This window comes from uncultured Parabacteroides sp. (assembly GCF_905196875.1).
Classification (GTDB): Bacteria; Bacteroidota; Bacteroidia; order Bacteroidales; family Tannerellaceae; genus Parabacteroides.
The window spans coordinates 22065-40832 of sequence record NZ_CAJJWO010000047.1; the positions used below are offsets into that span (position 1 = coordinate 22065).

An 18768-nucleotide genomic window follows, 5' to 3' on the forward strand; every position below is an offset into this window, starting at 1 on the left:
ATTATTTCTTTCTTTTAATAAGCCACAACATCAAAACAAGCAACGCCCCTACTCCGATCCACATTAACGTCTCTTGATACCATCGAAGCCGGTTCACCTCGACGATCTTATCAACTGGGTACGGTACCCGGATCGTGTCTTGTATAAAGATCGAGTCACGAAAGAAACGATCTTTATAAATTATCTTGTACTTCTCTAGCCACACCGTATCGCCTTTTACAGCAAAGTACACAGAGTCATACCGGTAGATTGAGTCACGTAGATAGCGATCCTGATACTCGACACGAACGGACTCGACCGGGACATATACTGTTTTCGTACATCCGATCAGGCAAAACGCTATACATATATATGATAGGACTCTCATAGTAACCCCCATCCCGCGATCACGTCTGACATATTGGCCTCTCTCCCATTCTCGACCTTAGACATACCGGCCACTATCCGGATCATCTGCTCCCGGTCATTTGCATTGATCGGATCATCGGGCCCGATCCCGGTGTAGGAAGACACAAGCGAAACATAAGCGCTCGTGTTGTTCTCGTTCTCCGGTGCCCACCGACCGATCATTTTCCGAATCGTGGTTAGGCTATACTTCCGGTAATAATTCGACAGGATCTTAAACACAGCACGATAGCCGTGAGCCATCGTTTTAAATTGTTTGAACTGTTGATCACGGCTAGGGTTCACCTCGCCCTGGAACACGTCGCTATTACGTCTGATGTTACCGGGATTGTTGTTGCGCAAGCCCCGGGGTAATTCTTGCTTTCTCATTCTTCATCCTCCTTTTTTAATGCCGATCCTCTCGGCGGTTCTCTCTTTGTACATGTCTTTACATCGCATCGATCCCACACGGCTTCTTTGTAACGTAATTCTAATTCGTAGTACTTATGTATCCAGTTCAGCTTATCGGCCTGTTCGTTTCGTAATTCTACATAAAGAGCATCTATCTTTAAATCACGCTGCGTTACACGCTCTTCTAACCAGCCGACCTGGCTCTTTTCATTATCGATCTCTAAAGCATCGGCAGCAGCATCCTCCTTCCGAGCATCAGTCTTGCGGTTCAGCCATGCCCTGACCCCCCACTTTACCCCCTCTATCCCTCCCATCGTGCCGACGATTGTTATTATGTCCGTTAGTTCTATGTTCATGCCTTGCTTTTTTTAATTATTGTTCTACCTTTGTATTTACTAGTATGGATCTTTGTACTAATACAAAGATTTAGTTTTAAGGCGTCCGCCTCCCTGCTGTGAAGTTCGGAGGCGGAGTTGTTTATAATGAGTGCAATAAGCGATTGATCAGGATCGCTAACCCCGAATATGTCGCACCTAGTGCGGCTACCTCTACAAAAAACATCGGCTTTGTCTGCATGAACCGGTACAGGAACACACCTTCTTTTTGTCGGGCGATAGCAACAATCGTATAAGTTAGATAGACTCCCCAGACCGGTAGTAATACCCACCAGCAATTGAGAGCAACCCACACCTGGGAAAAGCCGATACACATTACCGCCCCGGATACATGTACTTTATGTTGGAACGGATCGCGTGCGTAATCAGGGGCACAACCAACCATGATCATACCGATCAGGGCCAGGAATGCGAGGAACTCGGTGTCCGACCGGCTCACCTCTAGGATCGCTGGCATAAGCAGTAAAGGAGTCAGCCACATACTGAACCGAAACCACCACTTATGAGCTAACGCATAAAACGTTGCGCTAATCGAGTAAGGAACACCCTGCCCTTTGATGCACACAGCACTGGTGTAAAGACTGATGGCAAACACTGAAAGGATCGCCAAGATTGATAAGGCTATTAATAATGTTGTCATATCGTCAAATTAGGTTTTCGTAAAGTATTACAAGTTGACCGGCGGTCAGGTCGTTTACCTCAGCCAGCTTATCAAACTCTGATTGAGGGATTGCTTTGAGGGTGATTTCATGATCGACCTCTCCAAGTTCTTTTACTCGCTCGTCCACCTCTTTAAAGTATGCCGCGTAAGTCTCATTCACCTCTTGCAACTCGTCAGAAGGTAACAAGGCTTTATCGTTCTTCGCCTTTACAGCCTCATTGTGTCGGTTCGCCTTTTCTTCAATTGTGTCGAAACCTTCCGGCCGGAGCAATTTAATTGCATCGTCACAATCAGACCTGTACAGCTCTGCGATATGCTTTAAGGTACGGATGTTTTCAAGAACTACCATTTTTGCGGGTGTGGTCATACCTGTTAGCTTTACGGATGATAATACAGTGTATAGCTCATTGATATCTTTCGTCTTCATTATTTTGATTTTACAGGGTTAGACACTTCAACAGCTGCAATAAAATCGGCGACGTCCTGACTGGCGACCGCGATATCAGCAATGTCATTTACTTGTATACTACTGTTACCTGGAGAGTAATTAAAGCTACCTACATGTACCTCGTCCGCTTTTCGATATAAATTTCCGTTTGCGTTCTCCACGCTACCTGAGGCCCCTGCGACTACATAGGCATCTTTGATGTTAAACACTGCGCCAACTCCGTTGACCTGTTTTTGTACTGATGTTCTTTTTACTTCTACTTCCATGATTCTAAGTTTATTGATTATCAATCTGATGATTGTACATAAAATGGTGCTGTTTCATTGCTTACATCGACACTGACGCCATTATACGTATATTTAAAGTTTACATTACCTTTTATGGTAACATTAAAAGGAGGCGTCATTTGAGCATTGTCTTTATAACTATATCTCCACATAATGATATACTGTACTGTTGAGTTAGCGGGGATTGTTATTCCACCTGAGATAATTGTACCATCCAGATTATAAAAGGCCAAAGGCGATTTACGTACAGAGCCGTTCCACCAGTTTTGTGATATACCGGTAAACTGGGATAACAAGACCTGATAGTTCCCGCCTGTTCGGTTACGAAAAGTACATTTCAAATAAATATCTCCTGCCGATCTTAGCACTAACGGATTGGATTCAAGATGGTAGTTTCCAACCGGATAATAAACACCCAAACTGGCTCCGATCTCTTCGGTCAGGACAGTAAACAATGCCTGCTCCTTAATTGTAAAACCTACAACGCTTTTATTATTCTCATCCGAATAAAGGCAATATTGCAAGTCTTGTATTATCCAGTTAGTCCGCTGTTCAAAAGACTCGCTACAAATAAAAAACATTGCTGTCGCCTTATTGTCAAGCATTGCGTCCGGAACCTTTGATAAATCAATCTGTATATAAGGACGGTTACGAATAATATCGTTGGAACAAGCGTAAACAGTAGCCCCGTTGTAGGATAAACGCATGGCCATATAAAAATTGCCTAACTTTCTGCCGCTTATCTGGATGTCATCAATATTCAGGTTCGACGAGTCGGAGCCATTATAGATGTAAGGTAATACCCGCCATTGTGGGGTATCAGCCCGGTTAACGACTACATCATCTGTCAGAGTTGTACCTATTACAACCTTTGCATCATGATTATAGCCGCGAAAATCCCCTAATCGGAAAGGAGCTGCAGAGCCTCCGGCCGGAATATCACGAGTCCAGTTTGCCGTCATCATCTGATCAAAGTTTGAACCGACATCCGGGATGTTAATTCCGCATCTTCCATAATTTCCCTGCCACCAATTAGGATAAGCATTCACCGAATCATGCGGAAAAGGTACAGGTTTGTACCTCGACCACATGTTGACATTATTACACCTGCATAGTGTTCCTAGATCGGTTGACGGATAACCTAGAGCATTGCGTACCATCATGATCGATATGTCTGTCTTTGGTAATATCATGCTGCCATCTTTTTTAATTGATTCTTCAACTCGTTTATTTCTTTTTGTTGATCTTCGACTAATTTCAGTATTTCCTTTATGCCCTGTACTGCTACACAAGCACCTAGTGCATCGTAGGTGACACCATATCTATCTGTATTTTTATCATAAGTCACAAATTCGGGGAACATAATGTTTAACTGCTGTGCTGAAACCCCTGTATAGGTTTTACCATCATTTAAATCAGTGCGTAAATAGTAGAAAACATCTATTGATCTTACACGGTTAAGTACATTTGTAAAGTCGCTTAATCGAGTCTTAAATCGCATATCTGAACCTATTGACCAATTTGTATAAGCATACAAATACGAACTTATTGTACATCTTTTCGAGCCGCCTGTATAAAAATGTATCCCATAGTCATTCGTGTTAAGTATACGCATCTCATTCCATGCCGTATAAATACCGCCACCACTTGTTATTCCCGAGAACCACAAACGATTTCCATTTCCTTGGATAGTAACCATATTACTGACCGTTCCACCATTCCATGTACCCGAAGAACCTGCAGGGCCTTGTGGACCGGTTGCTCCTGTATCCCCCTTGGGACCTTGCGGACCGACTAAATTAACATAACTACCCCATGAAGTAGAACCGGCAGAACTAATAGTACCTATTCGTAAAGATGTACCAGACCACCCATAAGTAACTCCTTGTCCCTGTGGTCCAGAATTGCCTTGCGGTCCTCTTATATTCCGTGTTGCAGGCGTCACTTCCGACGTGCTGTTCGACCATGATAAATTACCGGAAGTATCAACGCTTGGATACCAATATTTAAACGGAGATGGAGCCGATCCGGTTGAATAAGCTACAACATCTCCGGTTGAACTTAAGTTTGCATCACCGTCTATCCTGACATACTTACTACTATTGACATAATTGAGATACAAGTTACCCACATAATAATTAGAACTTGCGCCATCATTAAGCCCTCTGATTTGGTTGTTATAAATCTCTATACCAATGCTGCTCGATACTCCATCACTATGCGATGGAGAGAACATAGATCCAGAGCTTTTAAATACAGCACCTCCATTACTGTTTAAATTGAAGCGGTTAGTATTCCAACCTGTAATCCATGACGGAATACCGGATAATTCGCTAAATCCAACCGTATAAAATGTACCGTTTCCTGCCAAGTACTTAGACGATGATCCGGAGCCAGTCAGGGCGTTTAGGATCATATTTTGACTGATGCCCGTAATGTAACCGGCCCCATTGGTCAGTTGGTTTGTGTTAGATGGTATGGATATATTAGCTGCACTTGCCCCGTTATATGATCCGGAAGAATAGCCAGACCAAGTAAGGGAATAAGGGTTCTGCCGTGCATTACTCAACCGGCTGTCATTTCCTGCACATGCAGTCGTACCGGTAGTGCCCAGCAAAACATTCAGGACATTGGAACTAGTTAATTGTAATGCCGTACCCGGAGTAAATGCAATTCCTCCACCGCCTCCTTCAGAGTATAGTTTGCCGGCTGAATTAAATTTGATCGTTTCGTTGTCAATGACCAATCCTAACCAATCTGATATATCACCGGGGGCCGTCGCATAAGCCACGACATCACCGGTAGCGCGGATGCTATCTGTAACATCGACGCCGGTATCGACAAAGGTCAATTTGTTGTTGATGTTTGTCACCTCTGACAGTGCACCGGTTACTACTCCCCCCTCAGTCATCTTTTGCCCCCACCAAGTACCCTTACTTATCACGTCATAGGCCTTTTGACCGTTAAGGATACGGCTATCATTACCGGCAGCTACGGTATCGACTGCAACACCGTATTTTACAGACAAAACTTTATCGACCGACATTTGTAATCCAGTGCCGGGAGTAAATGCAACACCGCCACCTCCGGCATAGTCAGGGTCAACATACAGCAAACCGGTAGCACTATCTATGATAAGGCCGGAGTCAGGCTTGATCTGTACACAGCCGACCATACCATAACCGGCATGAGGTAATACTATGTCATGATCGGAGGTGGCATAAGCTACTACATCACCCTCTGATAAAGCATGATACTTTGTCTTGATGTATTGCGCGGTCTCTTCTAAAGGATTGTTGTCTTTATCGGTTGTTATGAGTGACCAGTAGCCAGCAAAGGCCAATCCTCCGAAAACATCCCCCCCAGAAGATCGACCTCCACTGAGTGCGGAATCAAGTGTTCGCCCCGTACGCGGAGTGGCGGCGATCTCTCTTACTTTATATGTATACTGTTTTGCCATCCTAATCTGTAAACTCAACACCTTCGTAATTGTCGGCCTCTATCTCTACCATATTTATCTCAGAAGTGGCCGCACTTAAATTTTGCACCTCGGAAGTAAGCATATATTTTCCGGGTGTATTCTTTTCTGAGCAGATTGTAAATTCGGGCAACAATTTGACTGTGCCGGTAAACTGATTTTTACGACTACCAAATTGAGAATAGATAGTTCCAATAGCTAACTGTTCCAAGCCGGCAGTATGGCCATTACGAAAAACAGTTTCTATCATATCGTTTGAATCAGAACGAAACACGACACCTCTTGCTGCAGGAGACGCTTTTTTCATTGTTCCTATGTGTGTCTCAATCTCATACTCTTCTTCCGCATCCTTTTGAATCCAGGCCGTATGTACCTGGTCTTTTAAGTCGAGCTTGTTGCCATACTTATCAACAAGCTCTATATTGAATGATTTATACAATACCCATCGAACATGCTGATATATGTCTTTTTCTTCTCTCTTATAGTCAAACTGATAAATACCAATACCTACCCGAATATCTAACCAGCCGGCAGTTGGTGGCATTTTAATAAATTCACCCTCACCTCTTTTCGTTATATTTCGTGGGAGACCTCCACGATAATAACCTATTATCTGCCGGTTTGTACTCCACCCTCCACCAAGTCCGGTGTTGCTTTTACGGTCGCCTTCGTTATAGTAACACAAATAACAATCACCCCACGAACCTTCCCCGGCATCCCAATTGCCTGTTAAGTTGTACCTATCGTTCTCCATCACGTTTTTATTTCTGTAATGGTATAGAGCCTTTCCTTCCTCATCACGTAGTGTAATCATTACAGGAACATAAGCAAAGTTGCACCAATCTTTCATTTTATCAGCATCTCCTGTCTCTGTCTTATTTGTCGGTTCTTCAAATGGATTATATCTTGTATCAAACATAAAATTAAGAGTCAATTTAAGCATATAATCTTCTCTTCTATATGAGACATATCCCAGATAAGGCTGCTGCTTAATCCGAAACATTTCAGCACGTACATGTTTTCCATCCAACATACAGGAGACTGCTTTTTGAAGATATTGCCGACCTGCTTCCGGTGTGCAGCACCAAGCAACACCACGATCGTCACTCCCGCTATAAGTAGGATCAATACAAAAATATTTTGCTCCACATCCTGAGACAATCTCGAATTTATTATCAGTAGTTGTTGAAAAATGAATTTTATATCCAATAGCCGGATTAGATGTCCCTATGTCATCACTATTAGTATAAATCGTAATCCCTCCTGTTTCCGGTTTTTTATAATCATCTTCATCCATTTCTGCCGATAATATATCCGTTTGCTCGTAGGCGGAAAAAGTAATTCGTGCATTATTATAAACTTTATCAACACTGAGAGTACTATCCCGCCTTACCCATTTTACCGGGACTGGCATTTCTGTTACGATCTGATTGATATCAAAGATATGTATAACCCCATTCTTTTGCTGAATATGAGCCGTGAACGGGGTTAGAACATACTCTAACACATCCTGAAAATTATCTGCTTCACCGTCCTCGTTATAAAAGTTGTCGCTTAAAATGCTTAGAGAACTAAAGATGTCGTTTGTATCGTAACTGTTCATCTTTGTAGAAAGATGTTTATCTATGGATTTATAGTTAATCCCCATAGCATCAATACAAGTATTTATGACCTCATTAATCCTCTTAAATCCAGTCTTGTTCCATTTTATCCGGGTCAACACTGCAAAATCACTGAAGGTTAATGAAACAACATACCCTTTAGGCGTGTAATATGGCTCTTCATACAACTCTGTATCAATCGTGCCACTCCAGTAAAGAGAACCAGCGCGGTAGATATCCAAACGTACAGTTTTAACAGCAACCGTATAGAGATCGATAAATTTACGATCAGATTGGCAAAGTATCTGCAAGGTTACAGCACTGCTACGTATCGGATCCAGCTTGTCCTGTTTTCCCCATTCGATTGTAACAGCCTCACGAACCAATGTAATTTCCTCAACAGCAAATGATTTGTCTGAATCCTGCCATATCTCTATATTATATAGGGTTTGATCTATATCTTTAAATCGGCTCTTGTATCGTATGTATAAACTCATTGTGTCCTCCTTTTAAATTGATTACGTTTCTCCTGTACTAATTCAAGATCCCGACCGGATATTCGACCTACAACATTCACGTCAATTCTGCTTGCGCTTCCTCCGGCAACGAGTTGGGACGCTATATTTTTCTGTTGTGCCCGATTAAGGATAAGCTCCCCTGAATTTACACGGGCCAGTATTTTATCACCAGAGAAAGAAGCACCAGGAATAATCCCTCCGTTTACACCAACGATACCGCCGGTTTCATATTTAGGAAGAGAAGCAAATGCAGCGCTCATCGCTCCAATCGCAGCTATTGCAGTTATCCAGCCAATAATCGGAGTTTCTGCTGCACTGGCAGCTCCCGCAACAAGAGCTTTAACCTGTAAGGCTGGTATTACAGCAGCAAGCGCCTGATACGTACTATTTAATGCCGTCAACGAGTTTACGCCATAAGTTATCCAACCGGCAGCACCTTCATTTGTTGCATTGCCAATAGCCAACAACATACTTAGCGTATGACCTAAAGATTCATTATACTGATTGGTAACCTTTACATCCTTAGGAGTTATTGCTGGTTTCAATTTTTTATTAGCGATTGGACTCACTTTCTCCTCTGCAGCATCAGAAGCTTTTTTTCCTACAACCTTTTTGCTTTCTAGCGGAGAAATTTCAGTGTATAACTCCAGCCTGTGTTTCTCTTTATTGAACTTATCAATAGCCATTTTTAGAGCAGCACGAACCGCACCATCAGTCTCTGCATTCAGCTTTTTAGTCAAGTCCGATATCTGAGCATTGATGTAGTCAATAGATACCTCAACCGGCTTTTCTTGTTTAGCTTTATTCCCAGCTTTCCCGGCTTTTTCTTTTTGTGCAGCACGGCTATTCACCCTCCTTTCCGTCAAATCTACCCTTAACTGAAGAGAGGACATTTCTTCCATTACTCGAGATTGCGCAATCAAAGTTTCTATACTTTTTTTGCGTGCCTCGTCGTTTTCTTCGGTGAGCCATCCCTGTTTGATTAAAAAGCCATTCTCTTGTTGGTATAATTCTAATTCTTTCTTCTTTTCAAGATACGCCTTTTGAGCTTTTGTAGTCGGGTCAAATCCGAAGTTTTTGACTTCATAATCAAACGATTTCTTTAATTTAGCGGCTTCATTATTCAGTTTGACATATTTTTTATAGGCTTCGTTCATGGGGGCAGTTGCATCACCACTAAAGTTTGTGTTTTGAGCAAAATACCTAACGTCATCAGCATTAATATTTAATCCGGATTTATTCGCATAATTTTTATTTAATGTTTCAAGTTCAAAATCTATTGTCTCCTTTGTTTTCTTATTAAGGTGGTTAACCACTCCTTGCATATTCTGTACTGCGTCTTTTTGCTCCGCAATTGTGCTTTCAGAATCTTTAGCAACCTGCTCAAACCTCTTAAGGTCTTTTAAATCATCTGCCTTAATAAAAGACAATGATAGTTTTTTATCAGCCAACTCATCCATCATGGCAGACAAATCTCGAGCGCTTTCAAATGCGCCAATAAGCCCGTTTTCGAAAGGAGTCCAGTCACCAGTAGTGAGACTTTTGAAAAACAAGTCTACTGAGTCTTTTGCCGCATTAATATTGTTATCAAATAAATCAGAAGTAGTCTGGTTGCTTCTCATCATTTTTTCCAATCCCTCACCCGCTGTAATGGCCAATCCAATACCACCGGCAAATTTTAAGAAACTGCTTCTAGCCGTCCCGATTGTACTCTCAAATTTTTTAAAATCTCCTCTAGCATCTTGCGTCTTTTTGGTAAACTCCTGCATTTGCTGCCTTGACTTTTTAAGGTTAGACTCATAATTATCAGTCACTAACTTTAATTTACATAGTATATCTGCCATCTTTCAATTCTTTTTCAATTAATTTTGCTGATTCTCGTAACTTCCTGAGTTCATTCAGGTCAACCTCTATATTTTCTTCAATATCCCCGCTGTCATCCCACGGCAACGGCATAAACTCCTCTGCCGTTTCTGCATCACATCCGGCAGTACGTGCCACGATGTAAGATGATATTCTAGTCCGCTCCCACGCGTCACGCTCACGCATAGCCGCACCTTCCAAATAGTCGTAAACCTCTTCCAGTGAAACCCTGTCTAAAAAATATACCGGATCCATGCCGTACCGTCCGACACAAATCCGGTATAACTCTCTAACACCTATTACTTTTTCTTCGGCACTTTTTTTTTATCCTCTACAGGAGCTCGTTTTTCCAGTTCCCCAGTCAGCCAATTATTGAAATTATCAAGAGGGGTATTATCCTCATCCAAGATAACAACAAACTGATCGAAGGTATAAGGAAAATCATCGTTACTAGCCAATAACGCCGAATAGAACAAGAGCGATACAGAAAGAAGAGTTCCGCCAGTAAACATCGTACCGGTTATACCTTCATACGTATAATACATTCGCAAGGAATACCTTATTTCATATTCCTTTCCATCAATTACTATTTTCATGATTTCGGGAATTTTTCTAATGCACCTTTACCTTTCAGAGACACGGTAATAGTTGCATTTTGTTTGTTGGCGGCAGTGATCTTTACACTGTCAATAATAGCCTTACCGGAATAACCTTTTTCAGGTTCCGTCCAACCTGCTGCAGGGACCTCCACATCAGAAGCGTTTTTCGCTACACCAAACTTAACATCTATCGGTTCTCCCTTCATCCATAGATCCACAAGACTTTCATAGGTAACATCTACGCTATCAGCCTCATCTGCACTACAAAGGTTGTCAGAACTAGCTGACCAGGCCCAGCCAGTAATTTCTGGATCATCCCAACCGCCACTATCTTTGCTGGCAGCATCTTCAGTATTAGCCGTAAGATCAATGCCGCATGAAGTTGCCAACGCTAATGCCTTTCCACCTACAAAAAGCATTAAATTTTTACCCTTAAGAGGTCTTTTTTTTGCCATATTATCAATTATTTAAAATGTTTCAAACTCAAAGTTTAGCACTATCACATAAACACCATTTTCATAAGTATCAGCACTCTTTTTTAGCTCTGCACCTCCGATTGTGTACCCGTCATATTGCTTTTTGCTTTGCTCTAACGTAATTCGTACATTCTCTGCTAAATCGGCCGCACTTTCGTATTTTTCAGCAACGCATAAAAGCGTTACCTGCGTTACATCTCCTACCCAACCATCTTTTGTATATTCACCGACTGCGTTAATATCACTAAATACGACGTAAGGACGGTCGGCACCTTCCGGGATGGCGATAGGATAAACCCGCTCACCAATCATACTACTCACATCTTCATCGGATGTTAACACACTGTATATATGCTTTCCAATCAGTAAACTCATGATCGTTTTTTATTAGCTATTTTAATAAGTTCTTTCTCTATTCCATCGTTGAGTATATCCTGAGCGGCTTTATATTTAGCTTGTACAGCAGGCGTAAAGAAAGGCCTAGCCTCCAACACTCCCCTGTTCGTTCCACGCGGATATTTGCCACGGCCTTTCAGTTCTCGTTTATTAGTACCCTGTTCAATAAATCTCAATAGAAAAGCTGGATTCTTATATTTCCTCCCCTTATATGACACGGTAGCTTTACGATTATCAAATAGGCCGATGCTTGCGCCACGTCCGGATTTATAGACGAGGGTATTAACCCCTTTTGACAAAAAGGCAGCGTTCTGGAGACTCCCGGCCTTATAAGATACACCTCGCAAATTCTTCTTTGTTTCAGTCTGTATCATGCGGGAAGATGAGGCAAGAGCCTTTCTCATCGCTCTGTTTAAGTCTTTATTTGACAAATCCAGATCATCCAGCATTCTGTAAAGCTGATGAGCATCTATTAACCATCCACCGTTGTCAGCCATTGTTGTCGTTTATTAAGTCTGCGATTATTGTTAATGATCTATCTGCCACATCAGGATTGATAGAGACAATATTGTACTGGTTACCTTCCCAGCAGATCCGCTGCCGATTGTTTACCTTATTGCTTCTCCGGCAGGTAATGACTACACTAGTCGGGTTCCAGACTTCACCGGCGAGAATTGCCCGGCTCCCTTTACTGAATTTCACATCTGCACGACAGGAGTAAACAGGGTTCCAGGTCTGTATTTGTTCCCCAAAGTTATTCCGACTGGTATCGGCCTGAAGAAAGGATATTCTATCTTTGAGTAAACCGGATGATATCATATAATTTTCTTATAAGGGGTCATCAAAGACTCAACACCAAAAGGTACCCGGGATTGAGCTGTAGAACTAACAGCCTCCCTAACTCTATACCAATGCGCTGCAATCATAAGTATCGCCATTTCCAGATCTTCAGGAAAGCCACCATGTTCGGCAATTACATCGTCAAAAGTCCTGTTAAGGCGTATTTCGACAAATCGCTCTGCTGCGGCCCCATACTTTAATATCTGTGCGTCGTCTTCTTCAAAATCAACATTGCACTGCTTCTTCAAATCCTCTAACACTACTCTCATATCATTGCATTTACAAAAAGAGGCGGTATTACCCGCCCCCTTCCTTCATATAATAAAAAAGATTGCTACAAACAATGTTAAGCTTTAGCAGGTGCAGCAGCCTTAACCGTTCCCAAAGCAAAAGCCTCGGTTCGGGCTGAAGTCATACTGAACTCGGTATTTAACACAAAATAGGTCATATTCTTTTTTGCCCCAGTGTAAGGATCCACAATAAAATTTATATCACCGAACTGGCCAAACAATTCATAACTGAAAATACCGAAACCGATCTTTCCTGCACCAATATATTCAGTGACAAAGACAGGAACACCGCTGATCTTTCCGTTCTGGATAATCATAAGACCGCTACCGGCATCAAGAGGGGTCGCTTCCAGGATTGCGTATAACTCGGCACCCATAACATACGCGCCTGATCCATCCGGAACAATACCCTTTGCATATACCTTACCACGCATCAATATGAGTTCCTTGTACGTCGGAACATCACCGGCAAACTGAACGGTCGTACCGGGTTCTTTAAAGCAACCAGAACATCCTGCAACAACTTCCTCCGGCTGGAACATCCATTTATTCAAAGTACGCTGCAATGCCAACGGTATCTGCATCTTTACGATCTCCAGCAAAACACCGCGCGTCTGATGTACTGCAAAATTTGATACAGGGATAGAAATACCGACACGCTTCGGAGACGGTTGTAATTTCGTGATATCAATTTTCTTGTCAGACAAAGCCACCTCCTGACCTGCAATTTCCGCATCAACTGCCGCAACGATCGGGAAAACATAATCACCGGCCAACCCTGTCTGTAATTTAATGCCAACCTTATCCAGGATCAAACCTTTTTCAAGTGGTTGGATAATATCACCGATAGTAACCGGTACAATATCTGTTGCACTGGCTAAGTCCTGCATCACGTCGGCGCGTTGCAACTTGATCGTAGTCTGGGTACTGTTAGTTACAGATTCACGAACGATCTTATCAAATGCGTCCGCACGACTTTCAACGGGGACAGGCTTACCGGCCTGCATTGCGTCAACTCTCATTGACAAAAGACCACGTTCGATACGGATAGATTCAAACTCTTTCTTTTCATCTTCCGACATAGAACGTTTTTCTTTTTCACACAGATCTGCCATCTCGTTCATACGGATATTGATCTCACCGATTCTTTTTAAATAATTCTTCATCTTGATTTTATTAACGTTAATAAATTTGCTCTATACTTCTACGCATCGCCGCGACCTCCGTGGCGGCATTGCTGTTTTCCGGCTCAATAACTCCGGCATCTTCCATACTTCTTCTACTTACTGAAGTAGCCTGATAAGCTGGATTTTGTACGATTGATATATCATACATCTGTGCTATCTTTTTCACTGAACGACAAAGATGTCCCTCTTTGTCGCGGCTATAAGTACAACCCGTTTTTTCATCGATTGTAAATTCAAATGACGACCCGTATAATTCTCCACGTTTTACGCGCTCTGCCGCCCGCTGCCCGTCAATTGTACCAGGTACTTCAAACGAATACCGCACACCTTTATCATCAACTGTGAGTTTTAAAGACCCTTTTCCTTTAGTAGACCTCGCCAACAGTTGGCTGGGGTCATGATCTAAAGTCGCTTTAACATCCCACTGATCCAAATCGGCCTGTGTTACTGCCCCCCTCTCAATCGTTTCATACAGCATTCCACCAGCCAAAAAGTCATAAATCAGATTTGACCGGGAACCGAAAACAATGGCATAACCCTCAATCACTTCAGGTCTACCCTCTTCTGCCGCCCGCACTAGTACGTTGACAGCATCGGAGTAAGTTCTTATTTCATGATTATTTTTCATCGTCTTTATTATTACTGTTACTACCTGATAAATTGGCCGCACTTTCTGTTTCTCCGCTGATTTTAGGAGAATTTATAGGAGCCACATTACAGGATATAAATACCTGATCTCCTCCCTCAACCGGTTTCAGATCCTTTTTACGTCGCCAGTCATTAACAGTCATAACCCCATTTGACAACGTTGTAGTCATATAGGCGCCCTCTGTTGCTAGGTCTGTCGTGTATATGCTTGATTTATCAAATTCAAATTTGTAATACCGATAAAAGTTACGATCCACTAGCTTGGCAAAAAACTCCATTTCGATTTGTCTTAGGGTTGGTGCCAGTGTATCAGTCAAAAATGACACCTGAGACATTTCACTCGCTTTATAGTTCGCAGACTGACCAGCAAAAACCTTATCCGGATGCACGCCAAAGAACCGGCAGATTTCAAGAACACCGAATTTTTTACTTTCCAGTAGTTCCATGTCTTTTTGACTGATTGACATGGTAGAGAACTTTGAGTCACCAGGAACAGAAATGATATCATTCCCTGATTTAATCGCCTCTTCAATTATTTTTGCGGCTGTTTTTAACTGACCATCCTGTAATTCTCCGAACCCTTTTGCCAGGCTGTTATCGTTACTAACAAGCCCTTTCAGACGGCCACCGGTAGCAAATGCGGAAAGGGTTTCTTTGTCCGCTGTTGCAGATATCCCCAGTACATTTGCCCCGTATTCAATTGTAGATACACCAATATAACCACCGTCTAAGCTAAAATTTCTGATATGAATGATCTGGCTAGCCTTATATGTTCCGAATACGCCGTTTGTATAGTCAGTGATTGTATAAGTATTCAGATACTTATCAAAACTCACACTATGAGGACTGCATAAAATAAGCTCATCTAAATCACCGCCAACCATACGCGGAAAAACGTACGCATTCCCCCTTGTTACCTTCTCTATTATGATATTACGCATAAACTCATAGGCCGTCATTCTGGGATTAGCTTGTACAGTAAGGAGATAATATAGATTAGATTGATAATAATCAACAAAATACCCCTCAGCTTGATTATACCGCTTATATTCAAAGGGTAACGATGCTACACCAGCTGATAAGATATCTATACACCTAAAGACCGCCGCAATTTTCATAGCCAAAGCAGGAGAATTGACCGAAACAACCCGTCCGGAAGATGGTGGCGGCTGTGCTGTTATATCAAAATAGCTTTGCCGGTCGGGAACAATACCACCAGCAGGATCAGACCTTTTAAATCGAAAAAAATCAGAAAAATTCATACCTAGCTTTTTACCACCCGGCACTCCCTGATAAATTGGCCGCACTTCTGCTATTGTTCGTAGTTATTGAATAGCCAGAAAGTCATTAACTTTGTTATCACCCCATCAATCTTCCGGAACTGGCTACGCTTGATAGGTTTCTTATTCTCATTTCTATCCGTATCAAGTACAGCGTTGCCAAAGCAATAAAAGTTGATCGGATTGTTATTTATCTTCAATTTCCCGGTCCTGGCCGCATATTCAAAGCTCTCGACAGGTGATGTAAAATTCCCGTATGTCTGTGGCACAGCTTTGAGTACTCCCATAGCTCCAGCAGCCCCCAGCATGTTAACGCATTCCTGGGACTTGTACGCATCGTATCCTATTTGTAGTATAAGTAACACCTTGTTTCGGGCTAGAATATCCTCTACAATCATCCGGTAGTCGATTACATCCCCTTTGCATGGTTTCAAATACCCGGCATCAACCCAGCGTCTGTAAAGTTCCTCGTTCGGGTGCCCCTGTAAAGCTCCCTCCGGAAAATAGTAATCCGTATGAGCAAAGAAAGACCGGTTCAACTTTGAATAGACAGTATAAGTTACAGCTGAAAAGTCGTCGTGTACTGACAAGTCAATAGCAACCATTGCCTCCGGCCGGCCCTGGACTTTATCTATATCAATATCACAAGCCATTGACTGAGCAAAATCCGCACTTATCCAAGCCCGCGCCTCATCAACTGCAAAAATATTTAATAGCTTATTGCGGAAATCTTTCATATCAGCACTCGATCGTAGCGCTTTGTTATATTCGTAAGCATAAAAATCCGGCTGTATTGTTATTCCCCAATGCGGCTGCACCTTCTTCCATGTTCTTTCGTTGTCCTCCTCGTCGTCCACATCAGGTTCAAATATATGAGCGAATATAGTATCATCCTGTTGCTCTCCGCGTAAGATCGCTTTGTAGCCTTGCAGCATCTCATAAAAAGGAGCATCCACTTTGTCGCTTGCAGTTGTGATAACGATAGTAAGCGGGTTTTCACGGACACCCATAGATGAGGTTAGTACATTTTTTAGATCCGCGCTGTTTGCCTGGGAATATTCATCAAGTATAACTACCGACGCATTAAGCCCGTCCAGCTTGTCCGGATTTGTGGCCAGGCATCGCGCCAGAGAACTTTTACCTTTCATCCGGTTATATACAACTTCCCTGTTCAGCTTAAAATACCTCAACCTTTTGTCAAGCCCCGACAAGATGCTTTTGATCTCCCTGAAACAGATCTGAGCCTGATCATAACTATTCGCACCAACATAAGCCTGAGCATTTGCGTCACCAAATAGTAAATCATAGATAGCTATCGAAGCTACAGAGGTAGTCTTACTAAATTTGCGAGGGACAAACAAAAGAGCTTCCCGACAAAGTCTTTTCCCGTCCGATTTGTAGAAACCTAGTATATTTGCGAATTGAAAGACTTGTATAGGCGTAAGTTTATACCGAGTCTTCCCCTTCTTTCCAGTAAATTTCAATCGTTCATAAAAACGAATAAACTTAATTACATCTTTAGGCCGGAACTTGTATGTGTCAAGGAGTCGAAAGAATCGGGTAATAGAAAGAAGCTCATACAGATTGTGAGCGTCAGGATCGGAAATACATTGCAGAACATAATCACGCAACCGGGTGTCTGTATTGCATAGTCCGTACGAATCTACATTTATAGAACGCAACCGGGCGACTGTAAAGGATTTCAGTTCTCTGAGTTTCTGCTTTTCGGTTTCTTCCATTTCATTTCACACTCTCAACATCTTCGATTAAATCACTCAACTCATCATCGTCACTGACTGACAGCGTTGATAATGTAAGCCCTAATTCTCTCAACCCCTTCCTTACGCTTTCCTGTGAGTCTTTTAAGGTTTTGAATGCCGGATGAGGAACCAACTTTATATTGTTCTCACGTGACAGTTCTTCAACAAAACTAGATGTCAAATCCTCAATATCATTCTGAGCTAGCAAAAAAGCATAATACGACCCTGCAACCATGCCTATGCAGATCTCCAAATCTCTTGAATAAGTACCCTGTCGCTTTAATGCCGATCTAATTTTTGTCTTTATAGTTTTTACTGTTTCCATATATCACTACTCCCCCCCCAGAAAAAAAATACCTCGCGAGTGTAAATACTAAAAGGGCGAGGTTTGGGCCTTTCGCCTTCAATTAAAAAAAGGCCCTCCCCCCTTCCCGATTTGATCATAAATACCGCCCCTTAAAGCTCTTTACCTCTCGTTCAGTCTTGTTCTTTACTACATCCTTTCCTCTTGAGTGCAAAGCCTTGTGTACTTCAATATGACACTCATGGCAAAGGCTTACAAGATTATCAGGATCATACGCCAGCTTTCTCATTGCTTGTTCACTTCTTACCGACTCTACCGGTATACGGTGATGTACTTCTGTTGCTGACGTGTATATCTCTTTACTCCTACATTCCTCACAAAGTGGCCGCAGTTTCAATTGTTTGTTTCTGAGATTGCGCCAGGTCTGGCAGTTGATTAACTTTATATAGGTAGGGTTGTGTGACATATCAGATGTATTTACTCATTGGATCAATCTCTTTATCTACAGTGGTGTTACACCTGCGCTTTGGCTTCTCTCCTTTATACCGGCTTTCTGCATCGGTGAAACCGGAGAACATTTCTTCTATCTCCATCGGGACAGGCTCAGCGATTGGATCGTTATCGGGATCCGCTACACGTAGGAAACAATGGACTAGATAATTTAATATTTCATACACGGATTTAAACCCATACTTTTCTTTGATGGCATCAAGACGGTCAAAGTCTACACCTGTCACCCTGCTTTTAATATGTCTGAATCGTTTCATAGCAATGCAATTAATTTGTATATTTGTTGTGAGTGAATTACATTAAAGCGTTTTGTTTTTTACAAAGCCGTCCGGTTGCCGCCGAACGGCTTTGCTTTTCTATTCATATTGCTTCACTTCTTTCGTGATTTGAAATATCCATTAATCAATTTAGTCCTTAGGATTGTTATATATT

The 18768-nt window shown here is 42.2% G+C and carries 24 protein-coding genes; all 24 read right to left on the reverse strand.

Annotation, left to right across the window (positions count from 1 at the left end; genetic code table 11):
* Position 1 precedes the first annotated feature (1 nt).
* Complete coding sequence (locus tag QZ076_RS15040) at positions 2–367, reverse strand: hypothetical protein (protein WP_293714410.1); 366 nt, start codon at positions 365–367, stop codon at positions 2–4.
* Positions 364–774 (reverse strand): structural protein P5, encoded by a 411-nt coding sequence (locus QZ076_RS15045; RefSeq protein ID WP_293714412.1) that lies wholly within the window; start codon positions 772–774, stop codon positions 364–366. Before QZ076_RS15045 ends, QZ076_RS15040 begins: the two co-directional genes overlap by 4 nt.
* Complete coding sequence (locus QZ076_RS15050; protein ID WP_293714456.1) at positions 771–1145, reverse strand: hypothetical protein; 375 nt, start codon at positions 1143–1145, stop codon at positions 771–773. Before QZ076_RS15050 ends, QZ076_RS15045 begins: the two co-directional genes overlap by 4 nt.
* Before the next feature lie 127 nt (positions 1146–1272).
* A complete protein-coding gene (locus tag QZ076_RS15055; RefSeq protein WP_293714414.1) occupies positions 1273–1647 on the reverse strand; it encodes a hypothetical protein in 375 nt (124 codons plus the stop codon).
* Positions 1648–1834: 187 nt separating this feature from the next.
* On the reverse strand, positions 1835–2278 hold the full coding sequence (locus QZ076_RS15060) for a hypothetical protein (RefSeq protein WP_293714416.1): 444 nt from the start codon (positions 2276–2278) through the stop codon (positions 1835–1837).
* Entirely contained in the window at positions 2278–2565 is a 288-nt protein-coding gene (locus QZ076_RS15065; protein ID WP_293714418.1) for a hypothetical protein, read from the reverse strand. The genes QZ076_RS15060 and QZ076_RS15065 overlap by 1 nt, the downstream gene beginning before the upstream one ends.
* Before the next feature lie 20 nt (positions 2566–2585).
* A complete protein-coding gene (locus tag QZ076_RS15070; protein ID WP_293714420.1) occupies positions 2586–3779 on the reverse strand; it encodes a hypothetical protein in 1194 nt (397 codons plus the stop codon).
* Positions 3776–6046: a tail fiber domain-containing protein gene (locus QZ076_RS15075; RefSeq protein WP_293714422.1), complete on the reverse strand. Its 2271-nt coding sequence runs from the start codon at positions 6044–6046 to the stop codon at positions 3776–3778. The genes QZ076_RS15070 and QZ076_RS15075 overlap by 4 nt, the downstream gene beginning before the upstream one ends.
* A 1-nt stretch (position 6047) precedes the next feature.
* Entirely contained in the window at positions 6048–8162 is a 2115-nt protein-coding gene (locus QZ076_RS15080) for a hypothetical protein (protein ID WP_293714424.1), read from the reverse strand.
* On the reverse strand, positions 8159–10027 hold the full coding sequence (locus QZ076_RS15085) for a hypothetical protein (RefSeq protein ID WP_293714426.1): 1869 nt from the start codon (positions 10025–10027) through the stop codon (positions 8159–8161). Before QZ076_RS15085 ends, QZ076_RS15080 begins: the two co-directional genes overlap by 4 nt.
* Positions 10008–10301: a hypothetical protein gene (locus QZ076_RS15090; protein WP_293714428.1), complete on the reverse strand. Its 294-nt coding sequence runs from the start codon at positions 10299–10301 to the stop codon at positions 10008–10010. The genes QZ076_RS15085 and QZ076_RS15090 overlap by 20 nt, the downstream gene beginning before the upstream one ends.
* 44 nt (positions 10302–10345) lie before the next feature.
* Positions 10346–10642, reverse strand: coding sequence for a hypothetical protein (locus tag QZ076_RS15095; RefSeq protein WP_293714430.1), 297 nt, complete (start codon positions 10640–10642; stop codon positions 10346–10348).
* Complete coding sequence (locus QZ076_RS15100) at positions 10639–11100, reverse strand: phage tail tube protein (protein WP_293714432.1); 462 nt, start codon at positions 11098–11100, stop codon at positions 10639–10641. Before QZ076_RS15100 ends, QZ076_RS15095 begins: the two co-directional genes overlap by 4 nt.
* 12 nt (positions 11101–11112) lie before the next feature.
* Positions 11113–11496, reverse strand: a complete 384-nt coding sequence (locus QZ076_RS15105; protein ID WP_293714434.1) for a DUF3168 domain-containing protein — start codon at positions 11494–11496, stop codon at positions 11113–11115.
* A complete protein-coding gene (locus tag QZ076_RS15110; protein ID WP_293714436.1) occupies positions 11493–12014 on the reverse strand; it encodes a hypothetical protein in 522 nt (173 codons plus the stop codon). The genes QZ076_RS15105 and QZ076_RS15110 overlap by 4 nt, the downstream gene beginning before the upstream one ends.
* Positions 12007–12336 (reverse strand): phage head closure protein, encoded by a 330-nt coding sequence (locus QZ076_RS15115; RefSeq protein WP_293714438.1) that lies wholly within the window; start codon positions 12334–12336, stop codon positions 12007–12009. The genes QZ076_RS15110 and QZ076_RS15115 overlap by 8 nt, the downstream gene beginning before the upstream one ends.
* A complete protein-coding gene (locus QZ076_RS15120) occupies positions 12333–12626 on the reverse strand; it encodes a head-tail connector protein (RefSeq protein ID WP_293714440.1) in 294 nt (97 codons plus the stop codon). The genes QZ076_RS15115 and QZ076_RS15120 overlap by 4 nt, the downstream gene beginning before the upstream one ends.
* A 77-nt stretch (positions 12627–12703) precedes the next feature.
* Entirely contained in the window at positions 12704–13813 is a 1110-nt protein-coding gene (locus QZ076_RS15125; protein ID WP_293714442.1) for a phage major capsid protein, read from the reverse strand.
* A gap of 16 nt (positions 13814–13829) precedes the next feature.
* On the reverse strand, positions 13830–14462 hold the full coding sequence (locus tag QZ076_RS15130) for an HK97 family phage prohead protease (protein ID WP_293714444.1): 633 nt from the start codon (positions 14460–14462) through the stop codon (positions 13830–13832).
* Positions 14452–15744, reverse strand: a complete 1293-nt coding sequence (locus QZ076_RS15135) for a phage portal protein (protein WP_293714446.1) — start codon at positions 15742–15744, stop codon at positions 14452–14454. The genes QZ076_RS15130 and QZ076_RS15135 overlap by 11 nt, the downstream gene beginning before the upstream one ends.
* A 50-nt stretch (positions 15745–15794) precedes the next feature.
* The gene (locus tag QZ076_RS15140) at positions 15795–17501 is read right to left on the reverse strand and encodes a terminase large subunit (protein WP_293714448.1); all 1707 of its coding nucleotides are present in this window, start codon (positions 17499–17501) and stop codon (positions 15795–15797) included.
* A gap of 1 nt (position 17502) precedes the next feature.
* A complete protein-coding gene (locus QZ076_RS15145) occupies positions 17503–17847 on the reverse strand; it encodes a hypothetical protein (RefSeq protein WP_293714450.1) in 345 nt (114 codons plus the stop codon).
* 115 nt (positions 17848–17962) lie between these two features.
* The gene (locus QZ076_RS22005; protein ID WP_365325878.1) at positions 17963–18292 is read right to left on the reverse strand and encodes an HNH endonuclease signature motif containing protein; all 330 of its coding nucleotides are present in this window, start codon (positions 18290–18292) and stop codon (positions 17963–17965) included.
* 1 nt (position 18293) lies between these two features.
* On the reverse strand, positions 18294–18593 hold the full coding sequence (locus QZ076_RS15150; RefSeq protein WP_293714452.1) for a hypothetical protein: 300 nt from the start codon (positions 18591–18593) through the stop codon (positions 18294–18296).
* Positions 18594–18768: the final 175 nt, after the last annotated feature.